The organism is Stenotrophomonas sp. STEN083 (genome assembly GCF_056759195.1).
This window is the reverse complement of record NZ_JBRRCU010000070.1, coordinates 1-20,136: the sequence shown is the minus strand read 5'-3', so window position 1 is coordinate 20,136 and position 20,136 is coordinate 1. Positions and strand designations below refer to the sequence as shown.

General features: G+C 64.4%; 14 protein-coding genes. 7 read left to right on the top strand and 7 right to left on the bottom strand.

From position 1 onward, the window contains the following. Positions 1–95: 95 nt before the first annotated feature. The 3 genes from rimM (at position 96) to rplS (ending at position 1,939) form a co-directional block, all read left to right on the top strand. Positions 96–611, top strand: coding sequence for a ribosome maturation factor RimM (gene rimM, locus ACVOK8_RS16610; RefSeq protein WP_481567789.1), 516 nt, complete (start codon positions 96–98; stop codon positions 609–611). Between the two features lie 5 nt (positions 612–616). Further along, positions 617–1,396, top strand: coding sequence for a tRNA (guanosine(37)-N1)-methyltransferase TrmD (gene trmD, locus ACVOK8_RS16605; protein WP_481567788.1), 780 nt, complete (start codon positions 617–619; stop codon positions 1,394–1,396). Positions 1,397–1,531: 135 nt separating this feature from the next. Next, positions 1,532–1,939: a 50S ribosomal protein L19 gene (rplS, locus tag ACVOK8_RS16600; protein WP_481513194.1), complete on the top strand. Its 408-nt coding sequence runs from the start codon at positions 1,532–1,534 to the stop codon at positions 1,937–1,939. Between the two features lie 377 nt (positions 1,940–2,316). Here the strand turns inward: rplS and ACVOK8_RS16595 are convergent, their stop codons facing one another. The 6 genes from ACVOK8_RS16595 to ACVOK8_RS16570 form a co-directional block, all read right to left on the bottom strand. Continuing rightward, on the bottom strand, positions 2,317–4,116 hold the full coding sequence (locus ACVOK8_RS16595; RefSeq protein WP_481567787.1) for an MFS transporter: 1,800 nt from the start codon (positions 4,114–4,116) through the stop codon (positions 2,317–2,319). 135 nt (positions 4,117–4,251) lie between these two features. Continuing rightward, positions 4,252–5,364: an N-acetylglucosamine-6-phosphate deacetylase gene (gene nagA, locus ACVOK8_RS16590; protein ID WP_481567786.1), complete on the bottom strand. Its 1,113-nt coding sequence runs from the start codon at positions 5,362–5,364 to the stop codon at positions 4,252–4,254. Beyond that, entirely contained in the window at positions 5,361–6,143 is a 783-nt protein-coding gene (locus ACVOK8_RS16585; RefSeq protein ID WP_481567790.1) for a DeoR family transcriptional regulator, read from the bottom strand. The genes nagA and ACVOK8_RS16585 overlap by 4 nt, the downstream gene beginning before the upstream one ends. A gap of 26 nt (positions 6,144–6,169) precedes the next feature. Further along, the gene (locus ACVOK8_RS16580; RefSeq protein ID WP_481567785.1) at positions 6,170–7,504 is read right to left on the bottom strand and encodes a D-tagatose-bisphosphate aldolase, class II, non-catalytic subunit; all 1,335 of its coding nucleotides are present in this window, start codon (positions 7,502–7,504) and stop codon (positions 6,170–6,172) included. Between the two features lie 2 nt (positions 7,505–7,506). Continuing rightward, positions 7,507–8,457 carry an ROK family protein gene (locus ACVOK8_RS16575; protein WP_481567783.1) on the bottom strand — a complete coding sequence of 317 codons (951 nt, stop codon included), beginning with the start codon at positions 8,455–8,457 and terminating at the stop codon, positions 7,507–7,509. Beyond that, positions 8,450–9,604: an SIS domain-containing protein gene (locus ACVOK8_RS16570; protein WP_481567782.1), complete on the bottom strand. Its 1,155-nt coding sequence runs from the start codon at positions 9,602–9,604 to the stop codon at positions 8,450–8,452. The genes ACVOK8_RS16575 and ACVOK8_RS16570 overlap by 8 nt, the downstream gene beginning before the upstream one ends. Positions 9,605–9,920: 316 nt before the next feature. On the opposite strand from ACVOK8_RS16570, the gene ACVOK8_RS16565 reads away from it, so the two are divergent. The 3 genes from ACVOK8_RS16565 (at position 9,921) to ACVOK8_RS16555 (ending at position 17,852) form a co-directional block, all read left to right on the top strand. After that, a complete protein-coding gene (locus tag ACVOK8_RS16565) occupies positions 9,921–13,280 on the top strand; it encodes a TIM-barrel domain-containing protein (protein WP_481567781.1) in 3,360 nt (1,119 codons plus the stop codon). A gap of 124 nt (positions 13,281–13,404) precedes the next feature. After that, a complete protein-coding gene (locus ACVOK8_RS16560; protein ID WP_481567780.1) occupies positions 13,405–16,380 on the top strand; it encodes a TonB-dependent receptor plug domain-containing protein in 2,976 nt (991 codons plus the stop codon). A gap of 116 nt (positions 16,381–16,496) precedes the next feature. After that, positions 16,497–17,852, top strand: coding sequence for a Gfo/Idh/MocA family protein (locus ACVOK8_RS16555; protein WP_481567779.1), 1,356 nt, complete (start codon positions 16,497–16,499; stop codon positions 17,850–17,852). A 198-nt stretch (positions 17,853–18,050) separates the two neighbouring features. On the opposite strand, the gene ACVOK8_RS16550 is transcribed toward ACVOK8_RS16555, so the two are convergent. Continuing rightward, on the bottom strand, positions 18,051–19,505 hold the full coding sequence (locus tag ACVOK8_RS16550) for an MATE family efflux transporter (RefSeq protein WP_481567778.1): 1,455 nt from the start codon (positions 19,503–19,505) through the stop codon (positions 18,051–18,053). A 106-nt stretch (positions 19,506–19,611) separates the two neighbouring features. Between ACVOK8_RS16550 and ACVOK8_RS16545 the strand changes: the two genes are divergently transcribed. Then, the gene (locus ACVOK8_RS16545; protein WP_481567777.1) at positions 19,612–20,019 is read left to right on the top strand and encodes an RNA-binding S4 domain-containing protein; all 408 of its coding nucleotides are present in this window, start codon (positions 19,612–19,614) and stop codon (positions 20,017–20,019) included. Positions 20,020–20,136: the final 117 nt, after the last annotated feature.

Below are 20,136 nucleotides of genomic sequence, written 5' to 3'. Positions count from 1 at the left end.
CCCCGCCCCCCCCACCCCAACCCGGCCCCCCCCCCCCGCCGCGGCCCCCCGCCCGCCCGCCCCCCCCCCCCCCCCCCCCCCCCCCCGACTGCTATATGAAGAAAGATATCGAGCGCCGGATCCTGCTGGGCAGGATTGCCGGCGTTTTTGGTGTGCGCGGCGAACTGAAGCTTGAGTCCTGGACCGAGCCGCGTTCGGCCATTTTCAAATACCAGCCCTGGATCCTGCGTACCCCTGCGGGTCAGGAATCCGAGCTGACCGGTGTGCGTGGCCGTGATTCGGGCAAGACTCTGGTGGCGAACTTCCCGGGCGTGACCGACCGCGACGTGGCTGAGGCCATGCGCGGGACCGAGATCTACGTTGCCCGCAGCGCCTTGCCGCCGCCGAGCGCGGATGAGTATTACTGGGTCGATCTGGAAGGCCTGGACGTGCAGACCGTCGAAGGCGTCAAGCTGGGTATTGCCTCGCATCTGTTCAGTACCGGCTCCAATGACGTGCTGGTAACCCGCGGCGACCGTGAGCGGATGATTCCGTTCGTGATGGGCGACTTCGTCAAATCCGTGGATTTCGAGGCCAACCTGATCGTGGTCGATTGGGATCCGGAGTTCTAAAGCCTGTGCGTGTAGACGTCATCAGCCTGTTTCCTGAATTTATCGCTCAATCGGCCGCGCTGGGCGTGGTTGGCCGTGCGCAGGAGCGGGGCCTGCTGGAACTGCATGGCTGGAACCCGCGTGACTATGCCGAGGGCAATTACCGGCGGGTGGACGACCGTCCCTTCGGTGGAGGCCCGGGCATGGTGATGCTGATTGAGCCTCTGCGTGCAGCCCTGGCGGCAGCGCGTGAGGCCGATCCGACGCCGGCACCGGTGATCTACCTGAGCCCGCAGGGCAGGCCGCTGGACCAGGTCAAGGTGCGCGAGCTGGCGGCCTTGCCGCGGATGATCCTGCTCTGTGGTCGCTACGAGGGCGTGGACGAGCGCTTCCTGGCGAGTGAGGTGGACGAGGAGATCTCCATCGGCGATTACGTGCTGTCCGGCGGTGAGTTGGGTGCGGCGGTAATCATCGATGCGGTTACCCGTCTGCAGGACGGTGCTCTGAACGACGCCGAGTCGGCGGTGCAGGACAGCTTTGAAGGCGATGGCCTGCTGGACTGCCCGCACTACAGCCATCCGGCCAGCCACGTGCTGGGCGATGTGCCGGACGTGCTGCGCTCCGGTAACCATGCCGCCATTGCCGCTTGGCGGCGCCAGCAATCCTTGCTGCGCACCTCGCTGCGGCGTCCGGATCTGTTGGACGAGGCCAGCCTGAACAAGGCAGACCGCAAGCTGCTGGCCGAAGCCCGGCAGACGCTTGCAGATTCGTTCAAACAAGCTACTGGCGCCGAGGGCGAACAGTAAGTTAGAATTACCAGTTCCCGTCGGCTGAATGGCCTGACGTGGGGCCAGAACAATAACGTGCAGCGCAATCCGGCGACTGTATGAGCCTAAGCTGTCGATACCGACACGCCCACCCCGAACAATCGGTGTAACCCAATGAGCAAGCTGAACAAGTCCATCGTCGCGGAATTCGAATCCGCCCAGATCACCCGCGAACTGCCGAAGTTCAGCCAGGGCGACACCGTCGTGGTGAACGTGAAGGTCAAGGAAGGCAACCGTGAGCGCGTGCAGGCATACGAAGGCGTCGTCATCGGCACCAAGAATGCTGGCCTGAACTCCGCTTTCACCGTGCGCAAGATCTCGCACGGCTACGGCGTCGAGCGCGTTTTCCAGACCCACAGCGCCATCATCGACTCGGTCGAAGTGAAGCGTCGCGGTAAGGTTCGCGCCGGTAAGCTGTACTACCTGCGTGGCCTGGAAGGCAAGGCTGCCCGCATCAAGGAAGATCTGGCTGCTGCCCAGCAGGCCAAGGCTGCTCGCCTGGCTGCCAAGGCTGCCGGCTGATACTCCCGCCAACAGGTTCTGCCTGTTTGCAGCAACGGCCACCTTCGGGTGGCCGTTTGCGTTTGTGGGGTTGGGTGGAGGTGGCAAGGCTTTGAAGCGCAGAAGCGTAGAGGCGTAGAAGCTCCCCTCATCCGCCCTCCGGGCACCTTCTCCCGCAAGCGGGAGAAGGGACAGCTGGCTTTACTGTGTGCTGAGGTACTGCTTGCGCTCCGGCTTGCGCTCCGGCTTTTGCTGTGGCTTGCGCTCTGCGCGGCCAACTATCAGTTGGCAGGAAACTTAGCTGTTCCTTCTCCCGCTTGCGGGAGAAGGTGCCCGGAGGGCGGATGAGGGGGTTTTTGGCTTTTGATTCTTGCTTTGGCTTGTAGCTCTGCCGCTACTCAGCGGAAATGCGCCTCAATCTGCTCCAGCGTCTTGCCCTTGGTTTCCGGCAGCCAGAACGCGGCAATCAGGAAGAACGCAAACGTACACGCCGCCCAGAACAGGAACATGCTGGCGTAGCCGTAATGACCGACCGTTGGCAGGAACACCGCCGCGATCGTGGTCGACACAAACTGGTTGATCAGCAGCGCGATGCTCATGCCGTTCGAGCGAATGCGGTTCGGCATCAACTCCGACAAGGCCAGCCACACGCACACGCCCGGTCCCACCGCGAAGAACGCCACGAACACCAGGATGCAGGCCGCTACCGCCCAGCCATGCGAAGCCGGTGGCACTGCGCCGATCCAGGCCTGCTCAATGCGCAGCGGTGCATCGGCGGCCGCGCTCGGGTCCGGGAACGGATTCAGATGCAGGCTGCGGAAGAAACGCCCGATCACACTGTCGGCACGCACCGTACCGGAGCGCTCGATCAGCAACTGCTGATCACTGGGGTTGTCGCTGCGCAGCGAGCGCACATCGCTGAAACCGCCATAGCTCCACGACACCGTCAGCTGCGAGGGTTGCCCGTCGCGATTGCGGGTGCCGGCCAGCTGATGCCATTGCGCCGCATCCAGCTGCAACTGCAGACCATCGGCCTGCACCGCATGCTGCAACACCTGCTGCACATCGGCGCGGCCCTGTTCGGCTTTGAAAAACAGCATCGCTGCAGCCAACAGGGCAAGACAGATGCCACCACTGCCGATCATCAGCAGGAACTTGCGCCCTTTGCGATCCACCAGGAACAAGGCGACCAGGGTCATGATCACATTGAGCAGCTTGATCGCCACATCCGCGCCATTGGCTGCCGCACCCGGCAGGCCGGCCTGATTGAGAATGTTGACCGCGTAGGCGAGGATCGAGTTGATGCCGGTGGCCTGGGTGAAAGCCAGCACCAGGCAGGCCAGCACGAACGGCACCATGTAGCGGCGGCTGAAAAGCCGGTCGCGCTCGCCCTCGGCCTTGGCGATGACTGGATTCTGGATCTGCGCCAGCGTGGCTTCCACCTGCGATGGCGGCAGCGTGGCCTGCAAGCCACGACGTGCGGCATCGATGCGACCGCGACGTGCCAGCCAGCGCGGTGATTCGTTGAGCCAGAACAGGCCGATGCAGAACACCACGCCCGGCAGCAGGCAGGTCCAGAAAATCGTGCGCCAGGCCTGATCCTTCACCGCGAACAGGTGCTGTGCCTGCTGCACCAGTGGCAGATTGCGCACCGACTCGGTCGCTGCATCCACCGAATGCGCCTGATACAGGCCAATCAAGGCGGCCAGCACCAAGCCAACCGTCAGCAGCAGCTGGAACATCGCCGCGCCGCGGCCGCGTCGTTCCGGTCCCAGCACTTCGGCCAGATACAGCGGCACCACCACTCCGATCAGACCACCGCTGATGCCTTGCAACAGGCGCCCGAGCAGCAGTGGCGTATAGCCGGAGGCCAGCGCCATGATCGGGATGCTGGCGGTGAACAGCACGCCCGCGAGCATCATCGCGCCGCGTCGGCCGATCAGGTCGGCGATCATGCCGGCGAACAGCGATGACAACACACTGCCCAGCAATACCGCCGCGACAACGAAGCCCATCTGCTGGCTGCTCAGCTGCCAGGCGTGGCTGGCGGTGGCCTCCAGATAGGGCAGGGCGCCGGCAATGATGCCGATGTCGATGCCGTACAGCAGGCCGCCAAGGCCGGCGATGAAAAGGAGATAGCGCACGGGCCAACGCGGCGCGGCGTCGCTGGCGGGCACGGCAAAAGTGGTGTCGGTCATCGGCGCGTTCCTGGGGCTGGTTCTTTGTGGCGCCGGGCCCTGCCCGGTTTGCCGTGCGGGTGCGTGGCGTGTTCCGGTGATATGGCTACCGGAACGGAAGGCTGCCGAGCATGGCTCGGCACTACATGGAGCGGATCAGCTTGGGTCGATCGGGTTGCCGGCTATCCATATCTGTTGCAACTTCAATTGCGGGTCCAATACCACCATGTCCGCACGCAGGCCCGGGGCGATGCGGCCGCGGTCTTCCAGGCCGAGGTACTCGGCCTGGATGGTGGAAACACGTTGCGAGGCGTCGGCCAGTTCGAGGCCGACATCGACCAGGTTGCGCAGCGCCTGGTCCATGGTCAGTGCGCTGCCGGCGAGCGAGCCGGTGGAGAGCCGCACGCAGCCCATGCACTTGTGCACGCGCTGCTCGCCCAGCGCATATTCGCCATCGGGCATGCCGGTGGCGGCGGTGGCATCGGTGACGGCATACAGGCGCGGGATCGCACGCACGGCCATGCGGATCGCACCACGATGCACATGCTGCAGGTCGGGAATCAGTTCGGCGTATTCGGCATGCGCCAATGCGGCGGCAGCGATACCGGGCTTGTAATGATCAACGCCGGTCATGCCGTTGAACAGATGGGTGAAGCCGACGGCGCCAGCCTGCAAGGCAGCGACGGCATCGTCGTATGTGCCTGCGCTGTGGCCGATCTGCACGCGGATGCCCATCGCTGCCAGCGCTGGAATCAAGGCGGTGTGCTGGCCGATTTCCGGCGCAATGGTCAGTACCTTGATCGGCGCCAATGCATGAAGGTGTTGTACCGACTCCAGCGTTGCTTCCAGCGTGCGCGGCGGCTGCGCGCCTAAACGCTGCGGGCTGATGAAGGGGCCTTCCAGGTGCACGCCGATGATCTGTGCGGCATCTGCGTCCGGCGTCTCCATCACCTGTGCAACGCCACGCAGGGCATTCTCGATCTCGGCGTACTCGGCGGTCATGGTGGTGCCGAGCAGGGTGGTGGTGCCGTAGCGGGCATGGGTGTGGGCGATGCGGCGGGCGACATCGCCGCCCTGCATCAGGTCCACACCCGCTGCGCCATGCACATGCAGGTCGATGAAGCCGGGCAGGATGATGGGCAGATCGCCGCCATCACCCGCGTGATCTTCCACGTCCAGCGTGCGCAGTTGCTGGTCGAAGTGGACGTGGCCGCGGCGCCAGCCCAAGGGGGTGAGGATGCGGCCGTACAGGCTTTGGGTATCGGTCATAGCGGTGGCTCGGCGGTGATCACTTCGATGCCCTGACGTTGCAAGCCTTCGCGGGTTGCCTCGTCGATGCCGGTATCGGTGATGATGGCGTGGATCTGATCGAGGCGGGCGATGCGGTGCAGGCTGACGCGGCCGAATTTCGAAGCGTCGGTCAGCACCACGATGCGGCGGGCGCGCTCGACCATGCGGTGATTGAGGCGGGCTTCGGCTTCGTCATGGGTGGTCAGGCCGAACTGCAGGTCCAGGCCGTCCACGCCGAGGAACAAGGTATCGAAGCTATAGGAGTTGAGGCTGGCTTCGGCCTGGCTGCCCTGCAGCGACAGCGACTGCTTGCGCAGCAGGCCGCCGGTCAGCAGTACGTTGACCGCCGGTGCGTTGGCCAGTTCCCAGGCGATGTTCAAGCCATTGGTCATCACCGTGACATCGCGGTGGTCGCGCAGGTGCCGGGCCAGGGTCATGGTGGTGGAGCCGGAGTCGATGATGATGTTGTCGCCGGGTTGCACCAGCTGCGCGGCGCGCATACCGATGGACTCCTTCAGCGACAGGTTCAGCGCATCCTTCTCGTGGATGTCCTGTTCCTGCGGCGGCATCCGCACCAGCGTCGCGCCGCCATGGGTGCGCGTGGCCAGGCCCTGCGCCTCGAAATGGCCGAGGTCGGTACGGATGGTCACCGCCGACACGCCGAACTGGTCAACCAGTTCGGCAACCTGCACCGAGCCTTGGTCGATCAGGCGTTGCAGGATCTGCTGTCGGCGGGGACGGGTATTGCGCATGGTCAGCTCTCTTGTGCGTTTGAAAGCGGAGATTAACCGTTCGCAAGGTTCGCGGCGCGCAAACTTTCGCTTTGCTTGCGACTACCCGCTTGATTGGCACTGCACGCACGTGCGTATTCGCCCAGGCACTGGCCGACGCGATGCTGCACCAAGGCCGCTGGCGTGGCGGCCAGTTGGCCTTCGCGCACGGCCACGTACTGGCCCGGCAGGTATTGGCTGAGCAGCACCAGCGGCGGGGTGTGCTGTTCCAGGTTGGCGAACAAGGTCTGCACGGCCAGCAGCAGCTCCGGCTCGCCCCAGTAGTAGCGGCAGCGGTCACTGAAGGCGTAGGAGCGCAGCAGGCGCAGCGTGGCTTCGTCGCCGTGGTAATGCGCCTGCCAGTTCTTCGGCTTGGCCAGCATCACCTGTTCCAGTACCTGCGGCAGTTTGGAGCACTGCGCGGCGGGCAGCAGTTCGGCTTCGATCGCGGCGAGTGCGAACAGCGCTTCGCGGTAGGCGAACGTTGCCGCAGGGCCGACCTTGAGGATGGCGAAGTGGTCGCGCACCAACGCATGCAGGCCGGACTCGCGCTGGTAGTCAGTGGAGTGTGCTTCGAACACGATGCGCGGCTGCTGCTCGAGGAAATCCGCCAGCTCGCTGGCAGCGGTGGCGTCGTACTCGTGCACGCTGCTGTGGTCGAAGTCCACGCCCGGCTGCACCACCATTGCAATCACGCGCTGCCAGGCATCGCGCAGTTCCGGTGTGTCGAAGGCCTGCTGGTGGATGGCCAGGGTCTGCGCGGCAGCGGCCGGCGTGGTCACGGCCAGGCCGCCTGCCAGCGAGGCTTCGCCACCGGGGATGGGCACTTCGGTACCGATCACGTAGACCGGCGGCGGCAGGCCATTGGCCTTGGCAGTGGCTTCGGCAATCACTGCCAGCTCGGCTGAGCGCGCGGCGACGGTTACGTCCGGTAGCGGGGTCGGGTCATCGGCGCAGGACATGCTGCAGTCCAGATGGATCTTGTGGAAACCGGCGGCGACATAGGCCTCGATCAATACGCGCGCATTGGCCATCGCTTCGGCGGCCGGCTGCTTCTGCCAGGCGTTGGGGCCGAGGTGATCGCCGCCGAGGATCAGCTGCCCGCGCGGGAAGCCTTCTTCGTCGGCCAGCGCTTCCACATAGGCGCGGTACTGCGGCGGGGTCATGCCGGTGTAACCGCCGAACTGGTCAACCTGGTTGGAGGTGGCTTCGATCAGCAGCACGGTGCCGTGCTGCGCGGCCACATGCATGGCCGCGCGCAACACCTGTTCGTTGCTGCAGCAGACGCTGTACAGGCCGACGTTGTGGCCTTGGCGATGAGAGGCAAGCAGGGATTGCAGCGGTGACATGGTCAAGCTCCGGGAATCAGGTAAGCGGGTTGGCAGGCGAGCAGGGCGGCACCACGGGCACCGCCGGCATCGCCGAAGCGCGGTGGCACGATGGGCGGCACTTCCACGCCGTTGAACAGATGTGTGGCGATGGCCGCGGGCAGCTGCTGGTAGAGCGGCGCGTACTGCGACAGGCCGCCACCGAGCACGATGACGTGCGGGTCCAGCGCGAGAATCAGCGCGGCGAAACTGTGGCCTAGCAGGTCGCGATGGATATCGAGTGCCTGCATGGCACGGATGTCGCCGGCCTCGGCTTGGGCGATGACCTCGCTGGCGTTGGCCGCCTTGCCGCCGAGGTGGCGTTCGATCATGGCCACGCCGCTGCCGGAGACATAGCGCTCCACGCAGCCGCGCAGGCCGCAGCCACAATCCAGCAGTGGCAAACCATGCCGTTGCAGCAGATCGGCCGGCACGCTCCAGTGGCCCCATTCGCCGGCCAGGCCGTTGAAGCCACCGACCAGCTTGCCGTGCAGGCAGTAACCGCCGCCGGCACCGGTGCCGAGGATGGCGCCGAACATGCTGGGGTAACCATCGGCCGCGCCGCCGTGTGCCTCCGACAATGCAAAACACTGCAAGTCGTTGCCGAAATGCAGCGGCCGCTGCAGGCGGGCCTGCAGATCGGCGCTGACGCATTGGCCAGTCAATGCCGGTACGTTGGCACTGAGTTGGCGGCCACTGCGCCGCTCGCGCACGCCGGGCAGGGCGATGCCGATGGCCTGCGCGCGTTGGCCGAGTTCTGCATCGGCATCTGCAACCAGCGTTACCACTGCCTGCAGAAAACCGTTGTAGTCGCCCTGCGGGGTGGCGATGCGTTTGCGCCACGCGACCTGCAGGGCGGCATCGCAGGCCACCAGTTCAATCTTGGTACCGCCAATGTCGATGCCGTAACAGGCCGGAGCGCGGGTATCAGCCATGGTGGATGGTGACGCCCTTGACCACGCGGTTGACGGTGCCGTCCGGGAACGGATTGTCCGGCGTCAGTCCGAGTGCGGCAGAGCGCTGCAGGGCGTACAGCTGGGCGAACGGCAGCCACACCGGCGCCAACCAGCTGTCCGGCAGGGCAGGCACGGACAAGGTGTAATCGTCGTGGATGCCCAGGTCCGAATGCGGGCCGATCGACAGCACCTTGCCGGCAACGCCATCACCGCGCAGCTCTTCCAGCAGATCCTGCTCGTAGCGACGCGACAGCGGCTCGGCGCTGCGCAGCACGACGACCAGGGTTTCATCATTGAGCGTGGACTTGGGGCCGTGGCGGAAACCCAGCGGGGTATTGGCCAGGGCCAGCACGCGGCCAGCAGTGAGTTCCAGCACCTTCAACGCGGCCTCGCGGGCCAGCGCTTCCAGCGGACCACTTGCAAGGTAGATAACGCGGTTGTAGGGCTGCGCAGCGAGTGCAGCGACCGCCGCATCCCAGTTGTCCAAGCCCTGGCGCGCGAGTGCGGCAACCTGCTGCAGGCGCTGTACACGCTCGGCCCAGGGGGCGCTGTCGAACACGGTCAGTGCGGTCAGCAGCATGCAGCTCAGGCTGCTGGTCATGGCGAAGGCGCGATCGCAGCTGGCGGCCGGCATCAGCAGCGTGCAGGTGTCCTCGCGGCCGGCGCCACGACGAGCCAGCTCGCCTTCGGCATTGCAGGTGATATCGAGGAAGCGGGCATCGTTGACGTCGGCACGGACGCGATCGACGGCCGCCACGCTTTCCGGGCTGGAGCCGCTGCGTCCGAATGACACCAGCAGGGTCGGGCGGTCGCGCTGCAGGTACAGCGCCGGGTGGGTGAGCAGGCTGGTGGTGTGCACGGCGCGTACTTCGGCCGGCCATTGCGCGTTGATGGTGTCGGCCACCATCTCGGCGATGAAACCCGAGCTGCCGGCACCGGTGAAGATCACCCGTTGGCGCGGATCGGACAGGCGCTCGCCGAGGAAGGCCTGCAAGCGCGTGCTGGCCTGTTGCAGGTCGATGGCAAGGGTTTCCCACAGCGCGGGCTGCTGGGCGATTTCGGTAGCGGTATCGGCTCCGCCCAGGCGCTGCCAGGCGGTCAGATCGTGAAGCAGGGTGGCATCCATGTGTGATTCCTGTTTGGCCAGCGCACCATCTTTCTTTTCTTTCGAAATGTCAAATACCGAAAGCAAAACGAAAGAAATAATTTGATTCGACTTTATTCTCTTGAGGATCGTCCGAATCGAAAGGTTTCCCGGGAAACCCTTTCGCAGCAATGAATACGCTCAGCTAAGTGATGTGAAAGTTGCTGCCCTGCACCATCTTTCGATTGCAAGAAATCTTACTTATCTTTTGCTTTCATTTTGTTGACATCTTTCGATTTCCTGCCCTAGAGTCGGCGCACTCGGTTTCGAAACGCCCGTTGAACGGGTTGGAGGCAAGGTGGAACACTGCGTTCGTCAATCGCCGCTGCTGCTGGCGCTGCTTTCGGCCCTGTTGTTGCCGGCAGTGACCGCACAGGCCGAGCCCATCGGCAATCTGCGCTCCGTCACCGCCAGTGATGGCCGCGACGGCGTGCGTGCCTGGGACGTACGCAGTGATACCGGCAGCACCCTGCGCATCGAGGTGTTGGCCAACGACATCGTGCATGTGCAGGCCGGCCGCAACGGCAAGCTGACCGGCGCTGGCGACAAGGCCGCGCCCATCGTGTTGCCGCAGCCCGTGCAGCAGGTGCAGGCGCAGCTGGAGGAAGACGCGCAGGAAATCCGCGTGCGTACCCCGGCGCTGGTCCTGCATGTACAGCGGCAGCCCCTGCAGCTGCGCCTGGAGCGTCTGGACGCCGGCAAGCCGGTATCGCTATGGCAGGAACAGCAGCCGCTGGATCTGAGCGCCGAGCAGAGCGTGCAGGTGCTGTCCTCGCAGGCCGATGAAGCCTTCTACGGTGGCGGCCAGCAGAACGGCCGTTTCCAGTTCAAGGGCCGCGAGCTGGAGGTTTCCTATTCCGGTGGCTGGGAAGAGGGCGACCGCCCGAGCCCGGCGCCGATGCTGCTCAGCTCACGCGGCTGGGGCATGTTGCGCAATACCTGGAGCGACGGCAGCTATGACCTGCGCCAGCCGGACCAGGCCACGCTGCTGCATCGCGAAGATCGCTTCGACGCCTATTACTTCGTCGGCAATGATCTGCAGCGGTTGCTGGAACGCTACACCCAGCTGACCGGCCGCCCGAACATGGTCGCGCGCTGGGCGCTGTCCTACGGCGATGCCGACTGCTACAACGACGGCGACAACATCAAGAAGCCCGGCAGCGTGCCCGAAGGCTGGAGCGATGGCCCCACTGGCACCACCATCGACGTGGTCAACAGCGTTGCCGCCAAGTACCGCGAAAACGATATGCCCGGAGGTTGGATCCTGCCCAACGACGGCTACGGCTGTGGCTACAAACAGCTGCCGGAAACTGTGCAGGGTCTGGCCAAATACGGCTTCAAGACCGGCCTGTGGACCGAGAACGGCGTCGACAAGATTGCCTGGGAAGTCGGCAAGGCCGGCAGCCGCGTGCAGAAGCTGGACGTGGCCTGGACCGGTCAGGGCTATCAGTTCGCGATGGATGCCAACCGCCAGGCTTTCGACGGCATCCTCAACAACTCCGACTCGCGTCCGTTCCTGTGGACGGTGATGGGTTGGGCCGGCATCCAGCGTTATGCGGTTGCATGGACCGGTGACCAGAGCAGCAGCTGGGACTACATCCGCTGGCACGTGCCGACCCTGGTGGGTTCGGGCCTGTCTGGCATGGCCTATGCCAGCGGCGACGTCGATGCGATCTTCGGCGGCAGCGCCGAAACCTTCACCCGCGACCTGCAGTGGAAGACCTTCACTCCGGTGTTGATGGGCATGTCCGGATGGTCGTCGAACGCGCGCAAGCATCCCTGGGCCTTCGATGAGCCCTACCGTTCGATCAACCGCGACTACCTCAAGCTGAAAATGCGCCTCACCCCGTATATGTACGGGCTGGTGCACGACGCTGCACAAAGCGGTGCGCCGCCGGTGCGCGGGCTGATGTGGGACAACCCGCAGGACCCGCACGCGCAGGACGAAACCTACAAATACCAGTTCCTGCTTGGCCGCGATCTGCTGGTCGCGCCGGTTTACCGCAGCCAGGCGGCGAGCCGTGGCTGGCGCCGCGATATCCATCTGCCTGCCGGTGGCTGGTACGACTATTGGGATGGCCGCCATCTCCAGGCCGGTGCCGCAGGCAAGCAGCTCGACCGTCCGGTTGAACTGGCGACTTTGCCGGTATTCGTGCGTGCCGGTGCGATCCTGCCGATGTACCCGGAGATGTTGTTCGACGGCGAAAAGCCGCTGGATGAAGTGACCTTCGATCTGTATCCGCAGGGCGAATCCAGCTACATCTTGTACGAAGACGATGGCAGCACCCGCCGTTACCAGAAGGGCGAGTCCAGCACGCAGCAGATTCGTGTGCAGGCACCAGCGAAGGGTAGTGGCCCGGTGCAGGTCGAGATCGCCCCGGTGCAGGGTGAGTATCAAGGCCAGTTGGCGCAGCGTCGTTACGGCCTGCGCGTGTTGAATCGCAGCGCACCGACAGCGGTGCAGCTGGATGGCCGCGCGCTGCCCAAGCTGGCCGACGCGGCTGCATTGCAGGCAGCCAGCGAGGGCTGGTACTTCGATGACAAGGAGCGCAAGGGCACCTTGCATGTGCGTACCGCGACGCAGGACATCCGTGCGCCGCTGAAACTGCAGCTGGATTTCCCGGCCGCCACGGCACTGGCTGACGACGCTTTCCCGAACGCACCGGAGCTGGGCCGCGCGCTGCCGTCCGACAGCCTGCTGGTGGTCAACCGCCCGGCAGAAGAACCCGGTCATCCGCTGGAAAATGCCTTCGACGACGATCCGGCGACGTGGTTCCGCAGCGTGCGCAACCAGGCCATCCGCACCGGTGCCCATGAGTGGGTGGTGGGCTTTGGCGAGCGCAAGCTGATCGACGGCATCGAACTGGCGCCGCGCAATGACCAGCACTGGAAGCATGGTCAGGTACGTGATTACGAAATCTACATGGCCGACAGCAATGGTGAGTGGGGCAAGCCGATTGCTACGGGTCACCTGCAGCTGAAGCAGGAACTGCAGCGCATCGATTTCCCGGCCCATGCCGGCCGTCTGCTGCGCTTCCGCGTGCTCAGCGTGCAGAACCCGGATGGCGACGGCGCAGGTGACGCCGATCCGATGGTGACCGCAGCGCAGGGCACCGCGCGTGCGGTGGATGCACTGCAGCCGCGCGATGTTGGCCCGATTGCACTGTCCACCTTCCACATCCTCGAGCAGCAAACGGCCGAGCGGCCGGCGCGGCAGCAATACCTCTCCCAGCTGCCGCTGCCGGCCGTGTTGGCCGCCCAGGTGCATGCCGACCGTTCGTTCGCTGCCGCGGTGCCGATGCGCATGAACGGCCTGCAGTTCCGCCGCGGCCTCGGCGTCGGCGCGCAAAGCCGCATCGACATGAGTTTGAAGGGTCATTGGAAAACATTGCGTGCCGACCTCGGCGTCGATGATCAATGCCGTCAGGCCGGTGGTCTGCAGTTCCAGGTCTGGGGCGATGACCGCCTGCTCTATGACAGCGGTTTTGTGAAAGCACCGGGCGTGGTCAAGCCCGAGCTCGACATCCGTGGTCTGTCCAGATTGAGTCTGCGCACCTTGGGCGCGCAGGGTAGCCAACCGTCCCAGGTCTGCGCCAACTGGGCCAATGCCGTACTGATCGGCGAGGAGGGCGATTCCGCCGACATCCTCGCCCCATGACCCACCCGTAACACCGCTCCTCCCACCGGATTACCCCCGGCTACGGTCCAAGAACCGTGGCATGGGATCGCTTTGCCCGCCAACTGCTGTTTTTTTTGCGTGCCCTTGCCAGGAGAGAACCCCGATGTTGCCAGCCAACCGCAGTGCCAAACGCTGTTTGCAAGCTCCACTATCGTTGGCTGTCGCCAGCGTGTTGTTCGCCATCGCCGCACCCGCGTTCGCGCAGGACAAGGCTGAGAAGGAAAAGGACAAGACCACCGAGTTGTCCCGCATCGAGGTCACCGGTTCCAACATCCGCCGCACCGATGTGGAAACCGCATCGCCGGTGCAGGTGATCAGCAAGCAGGACATCGAGAACATGGGCGCGCGCACGCTGTTGCAGGTGCTCGACAACCTGCCGGCAGCGCGTCCGGGCCAGGTTGATTCCAAGTCGCTGTTCACCGGTTCCGATGGCGCTTCGCAGGCCAACCTGCGTGGTCTCGGCGCACAGGGCACGCTGGTGCTGTTGAACGGCCGTCGCCTGTCGTATTACGGCGCACCGGCAGGCTTCCAGACCCAGTTCGTCAACATCGATGCCATTCCCGCCGCCGTCATCGAACGCATGGAAGTGCTGACCGATGGCGCCTCGGCCGTGTACGGCACCGATGCAGTGGCCGGCGTCATCAACGTCATCACCAAGCGCAGCTACCAAGGCCTCGAAGTCAGTGGCACCTGGGATACCGCCTCACGCTTTGATTCCTTCGGCGAGAAGCAGGCCAGCGTCACTGGCGGCTTCGGCGACATGGCCGAGGACGGCTACAACGTCTATGCCAGCGTCAATCTGTATGAGCGCGACGGCATTCCTGACAGCGAGTGGTACCTCAAGCACCCGGGCCAGTTCTACGTCAACAACCCGGACTACATCAAGAATCTGCGCTTGGACACCGGCAGCGCGCCGGGCGTGTTCAACCCCGGTTATTACTACGCCATCGATCCGGTCACCGGCGTGCGCAAGGATGAGGCTGCACCGGGCTGCAACAACGTGCTGCAGGTCAGCAGTGGTACGCGCTGCATCTGGCAGACCTGGATGAACCGGCAGATCAACGGGGGCGCCGATTCCAAACGCGTCACCGCCTACGTCAATGGTCATTACCAGCTCAATGACAGCACCGAGGCGTTCGCCGAAGTCACCTACACCGACATCGACCTGCACGCCAATGGCGGTACGCCGCGTGCTTACGGCACCACCACCGGCAATCCACAGAGCTGGTTCTCGCGCAACACCGGCAATACGGTCAACCAGTTCCTGACCCCGTGGCTCGGCCCGAACAACGAATACAACCACGCCAGCCCGGAGTTGAAGGCGATGAATGGCGGTGTGGTCGGTTTGGGTTACCTGCTGCAGGACGTCGGTGGTGGCCACTTCGGTCAGCGCAATACCGACGACAGCTACCGTGTGGTGGCAGGTCTGCGTGGTGCTGCCGGCGACTGGAACTGGGAAACCGCGTTCGCCACCGCAGGCTCGCACTCGGTCACCTACCAGACCACCAACGTCAACCTGAAGGGCTTCGAGAAGGCGTTCGGTCCGTACACCATCGATCCGGGTACCGGCCGCGTCATCATTTCCGATCATCCGGCCTACAAGTTCGGCGAGATCAGTGAAGCCAACGCGGCGCTGATCCGCGAAGCCTTCCCGACCTTTGACATCGAGTCCTGGACCCGCCTGCACACCCTGGACGGCAAGATCGAAGGCCCGCTGTTCAACATGCCGGCCGGCGAAGTGCGCGCGGCGTTCGGCTTCAATGCAACCCGCGAAACCTTCTACACGCCGGGCAACCCGGATGCCGCCAACGGCCTGATCACCCAGCAGGGTGGCTCGTGGTTCGACGGCAAGCGCAACACCTACGCGCTGTTCTCCGAAGCGGTGGTGCCGCTGACTGAAAAGCTTGAAATGGACCTGGCACTGCGCCTGGACAAGTACCCGGGCTTCAGCGCCAACGCCGCGCCGAAGATCGGCCTGAAATACCAGGCGCTGCCGCAGTTGATGCTGCGTGGTACCTATTCGGAAGGCTTCCGAGCACCCAGTCTGGCCGAGGCCGGCAGCGGTGGCGTGTACGCACAGATCGGCGGCTACCGTGATGAAGTCCGTTGTGCGGAAACCAATGCGATCGCTGGCCTGCTGCGCCAGTCCAACCGCGTCGTCGACAAGGATCTGGGCAACAGCCTGTGGAACAGCGATTGCAGCCGCAACGTGGCGCGCATGACCCAGCCCAACCAGGACCTGAAGCCGGAGAAGGCGAAGATCGCCACGCTGGGCGTCGTGCTGGAGCCGACCGATTGGCTGTCGGTGTCGGCGGACTACTGGTTCGTGTACCGCCGCGATGAAATCGTTGCACCGGACTACAGCAAGGAAGAAGACATCGATTCGATGACCCGCTTCCCGATCACCGAGTCCGACCGGTCCAACCTCGCGGCCCTGGCCGCCATGTGCAATGACCCGGCCAGCGGCGTGACCTGTCCGGGCACCTTGCCGGGCTATAGCATCGGCAACGTCGCCAGCGTGATCGGCCAGTACAGCAACCGTGGCCGCACCCTGATCGACGGCTTCGACGTGGATCTGCGCAGCCGCTTCGACCTGGGTGAATGGGGCCGCCTGAACATCGGTGTGGCAGCTACCATCGCCAACCGCAACATGTACAACTCCGACAACGGTGACGGCTGGTACTACGGCAACCTGGTTGGCTACTACAACAACCCGAAGGTGCGCGCTACGTTCAACACCAACTGGACGTATGGCAACTGGGATACCGGCTTCTACGTCAACTACGTCGGCGGCACCAAGTGGGCCTACGACCGCATCGACGCGCAGGACAACAATGCGCAGACCTGCACCGGCAGCTTCCTCGACCTGGCCCCCGGCCATTGCGGCGGCGCACCGGCGTGGTGGACCGCAAACCTGAGCGTGAACTGGCGTCCGATCGAGAAGTTGAGCGTCGGCGTGACCGTCAAAAACCTGTTCAACCGCCTTCCGTTCTACGATCCGAACGACTGGATGAACTTCTCCGGCTATGCCAACAACTTTGGTCGCATCTACAGCGTGACCGCCACCTACAAGTTCTGATCCACCGCAGCAGCGCTTGCCCCTCATGCATTGCATGAGGGGCAAGACAGTGACACCGTCAGCACGGTCGTGGCATGCCTGCCATCACCGGCACGACCCATGAAAGAGGAAACACAATGAAGCGTAGGGAATTCATCATGGCCAGCGCGGCCCTGGCCGCCACCAGCCTGCTGCCGGAAACGCCCGCCTGGGCACGCGGGCGCAAGGTGCGTCTGGGCGTGATCGGCACCGGCATGCGCGGTCTGGTATTGCTGAAGGAACTGGTGCGCCGCGACGACGTCGAAGTGGTTGCCGTGTGCGACATCGAGCCAATCATGCTCGGCCGCGCGATGGACATGGTGGCCAAGGCCGGCAAGCCAGCACCGCAGGCCTACGGCGCCGACCGCGACCAGAATGCCTGGAAGCGCCTGCTGGAGCAGCGTGGCCTGGACGGCGTAGTCATCGCCACCCCGTGGGAGCTGCATGCCCCGATGGCGATTGCCGCGATGCAGGCCAAGGTCGCGGTGGGCTGCGAAGTGGTCGCCGGCATTACCCTGCAGGACCATTGGGATGTGCTCAATACCCAGCTCAGCACGGGTACCCCGTACATGCTGCTGGAGAACGTCTGCTATCGCCGTGACGTGATGGCTGCGCTGCAGATGGTGCGTCAAGGCCTGTTCGGTGAACTGGTTCACCTGCAGGGCGGTTATCAGCACGACCTGCGTGGGGTGAAGTTCAACGACGGCACGCCGGAGCATCCCTACGACAGCGGCGTGGAGTTCGGCGCCAAGGGCTGGTCGGAAGCACGCTGGCGCACCGAACACTCGGTACAGCGCAATGGCGAGTTGTACCCCAGCCACGGCATCGGTCCGTGCGCGATGTATACCGGCATCAATCGCGGCAATCGTTTCACCCATATCAATGCCTTCGCCAGCAAGGCACGGGGCCTGCATGAGTACACCGTGGCCAAGAGCGGTGGCACTACCCATCCCAGCACCAAGGTCAAGTTCAAACTCGGCGACATCGTCACCACCACGTTGGCCTGCGAGAACGGCGAGACCATCCTGCTGCAGCACGACACCTCGTTGCCGCGCCCGTACTCGATGGGCTTCCGCGTGCAAGGCACCAAGGGTCTGTGGATGGACGTCAACCACGGCATCCATATCGAAGGCCGCAGCCCGCCGCACCAGTGGGAAGAGTTCAAGACCTATCAGGACCAGTACGAGCACCCGCTGTGGAAGCAGCATGCCGATACCGCCGCCAGTGCTGGTCACGGCGGCATGGACTGGTTCGTGATCCACGCGTTTGTCGAGGCATTGAAGGCCAAGGCACCGATGCCGATCGACATCTACGATGCCGTGACCTGGAGTGCGATCACCCCCTTGTCCGAGCAGTCGATTGCCAACAGCTTCCAGACCCTGGAGTTCCCGGACTTCACCAAGGGCCTGTGGCAGCAGCGCAAGCCGATCTTCGCCTTTGACGGCAGTTATTGATCAGCAGCACCTGTAGTGCCGAGCCATGCTCGGCATGAGGCGTCACCGGTAATGCCGCTGCCGAGCATGGCTCGGTAATACACGTCGTTCAGCTCCCTCCCTTTGGCCGCAGGCCAAGGGGAGGGTTGGGGAGGGGTTGAGCTCTTCGGCCTTCCGGCAATACCAGCTTCGCGGCTGACGCCGCTCCCACAACGCGGTCTAGCGCTCCAATTCCACGTCAGGATCCGCCACCGGCGACGGCGGCGTCGCCGGCACCTCCGCCGGGGTGGCCTGCGCCGGCTTGTCGAGGATGCTGGCGCTGCGCCAATTGCCCCAGCGGTAATAGGCCATGATCATCAGCATCGAGCACAGCGCGCTGATCGGGAAGCTCCACCAGATCGCATCGGCGCCAAAGTGCGGCTGCAGCCACAGTGCGAACGGCACGCGGATGCCCCACATGCCGATTGCCAGGATCAACAGCGGTGGCAGTACCGCACCGGTGGAACGAACCACGCCGGACAGCACGAAGTTGACGCCGAAGAACAGGAACGACCACACCGCGATGTGATTCAGGTGGCGGCCGATCTCCAGCGCCTCGCTGGCAGCGGGCAGGAACAACGCCAAGGTGCTGCGATCAAACAGGATGATCGGCGCAATCAAGGCGCCAGTCAGCAGGAAGTTGAACAGCACACCGGTACGCGCAGTAGCCTCCACCCGCGGCCAAAGGCCGGCGCCCACATTCTGCGCGGCCATCGTCGAGCAGGCTGCACCGATCGCCATGGCCGGCATCTGCACATAGGTCCACAGCTGCATGGCGGCGCCGTAAGCAGAGGCGGTTTCCACACCATAGCCATTGACCATGCTGATCATCATGATCATCGCCAGCGAGATCAGGATCATCTGCAGGCCCATCGGCACGCCCTTGACCACCAGCGCCTTGAGGATGACGGTGTCGATCTTCAGCAGGCCGATATCCTTGCGGCCAAGCCACAGCATGTGCCGCTTGTTGCGCAGATAGAGCATCAAGCCGGCCAGCGCCAAGGCCTGCGAGAAGAACGTGGCCCAGGCTGCGCCGGCGATACCGAGTTCCGGGAACGGACCGACGCCGAAGATCAGCAGCGGGTTGAAGGCGATATCCAGCAGCACCGCCAGCAGCAGGAAGCGGAACGGTGTACGCGCATCGCCGGCACCGCGCAAGGCGGCGGTGATGAAGGCAAACGCGTACAGCAGCGGCATCGCCAGAAAGATCACCTTCAGATAGGCATCGGCCATCGGCAACGACTCGGCCGGTGTGCCCATCGCCAGCAGCAAGCGGTGCGACAGGAACCAGCCCAGCACCGCGATGACCGCAGACAGGCTGATGAAGAAGGTGGCGCTGGTGCCCATCACCCGCCGCGCCTGCGGCAGGTCCTTGGCGCCGATGGACTGGCCGATCAGGATGGTGGCGGCCATGCCAATGCCGAACACCGAGCCGATCAGGAAGAACATGATGTTGTTGGCGTTGGCGGTGGCGGTCAGCGCCGCCTCGCCGAGGAACTTGCCCACCCAGATGGCATTGACCGACCCGTTCAGCGACTGTGCGATGTTGCCAGCCAGAATGGGGAGCGCGAACATCAGCAGGCTGGTGCCGATAGGGCCCTCGGTCAGCGAGCGGGTTTGCTTGGTTTTCGACATGGGCAATGCTGTCGGGATGTGGGCTGGCACACTAGCATCTTGCAGGTGAGGGTGCCGGCGTCAGGTATCACCGGTTGAAGGCTTACACAGGAGTCATGGCAACGCGATGAGTGGTGAAGTCGTAGTGGTAGCAAGCATTCGTCTTGATGTGTGGCTGTGGGCTGCACGTTTCTTCAAGACCCGCAGCCTGGCCAAACAGGCGGTCGAAACCGGCAAGGTGGATGTGGAAGGACAGCGCCCCAAATCCTCGCGCGCGATCCGCGTGGGCGATGCGCTGCGGGTGCAGCGTGGCGATGAGATCTTCGAGATCGCGGTGCGCGGTCTGAGTGACAAACGCGGTTCGGCGCCGGTAGCGCAGGCCATGTACGAAGAATCGGCGGCCTCGAAGCAGGCGCGTCACGAGCTGCAGCTGCGCCGTGCCGCCGAGCGTACCGGATACCAGGCCCCCGAACACCGGCCCGACAAGCGCGCCCGGCGGCTGATCCGGGCCCTGGGCGACCTCGACGCCCTCTGATCCGTCCGCTCGGCAAACGATTCACCTGTAGTGCGGGGGGCTGGACGCGCAGGGGCGGGGAGCGGCCGCCGGCGCGCGAGGCGGGGGGGCGGGGCGGAGGAGAAACACCAACCCAAA

Coding starts and splice junctions, on each gene's coding strand:
- rimM (WP_481567789.1), top strand. CDS start 96: ATGAAGAAAGATATCGAGCGCCGGATCCTGCTGGGCAGGATTGCCGGC.
- rplS (WP_481513194.1), top strand. CDS start 1,532: ATGAGCAAGCTGAACAAGTCCATCGTCGCGGAATTCGAATCCGCCCAG.
- ACVOK8_RS16595 (WP_481567787.1), bottom strand. CDS start 4,116: ATGACCGACACCACTTTTGCCGTGCCCGCCAGCGACGCCGCGCCGCGT.
- nagA (WP_481567786.1), bottom strand. CDS start 5,364: ATGACCGATACCCAAAGCCTGTACGGCCGCATCCTCACCCCCTTGGGC.
- ACVOK8_RS16580 (WP_481567785.1), bottom strand. CDS start 7,504: ATGTCACCGCTGCAATCCCTGCTTGCCTCTCATCGCCAAGGCCACAAC.
- ACVOK8_RS16575 (WP_481567783.1), bottom strand. CDS start 8,457: ATGGCTGATACCCGCGCTCCGGCCTGTTACGGCATCGACATTGGCGGT.
- ACVOK8_RS16570 (WP_481567782.1), bottom strand. CDS start 9,604: ATGGATGCCACCCTGCTTCACGATCTGACCGCCTGGCAGCGCCTGGGC.
- ACVOK8_RS16560 (WP_481567780.1), top strand. CDS start 13,405: ATGTTGCCAGCCAACCGCAGTGCCAAACGCTGTTTGCAAGCTCCACTA.
- ACVOK8_RS16555 (WP_481567779.1), top strand. CDS start 16,497: ATGAAGCGTAGGGAATTCATCATGGCCAGCGCGGCCCTGGCCGCCACC.
- ACVOK8_RS16550 (WP_481567778.1), bottom strand. CDS start 19,505: ATGTCGAAAACCAAGCAAACCCGCTCGCTGACCGAGGGCCCTATCGGC.
- ACVOK8_RS16545 (WP_481567777.1), top strand. CDS start 19,612: ATGAGTGGTGAAGTCGTAGTGGTAGCAAGCATTCGTCTTGATGTGTGG.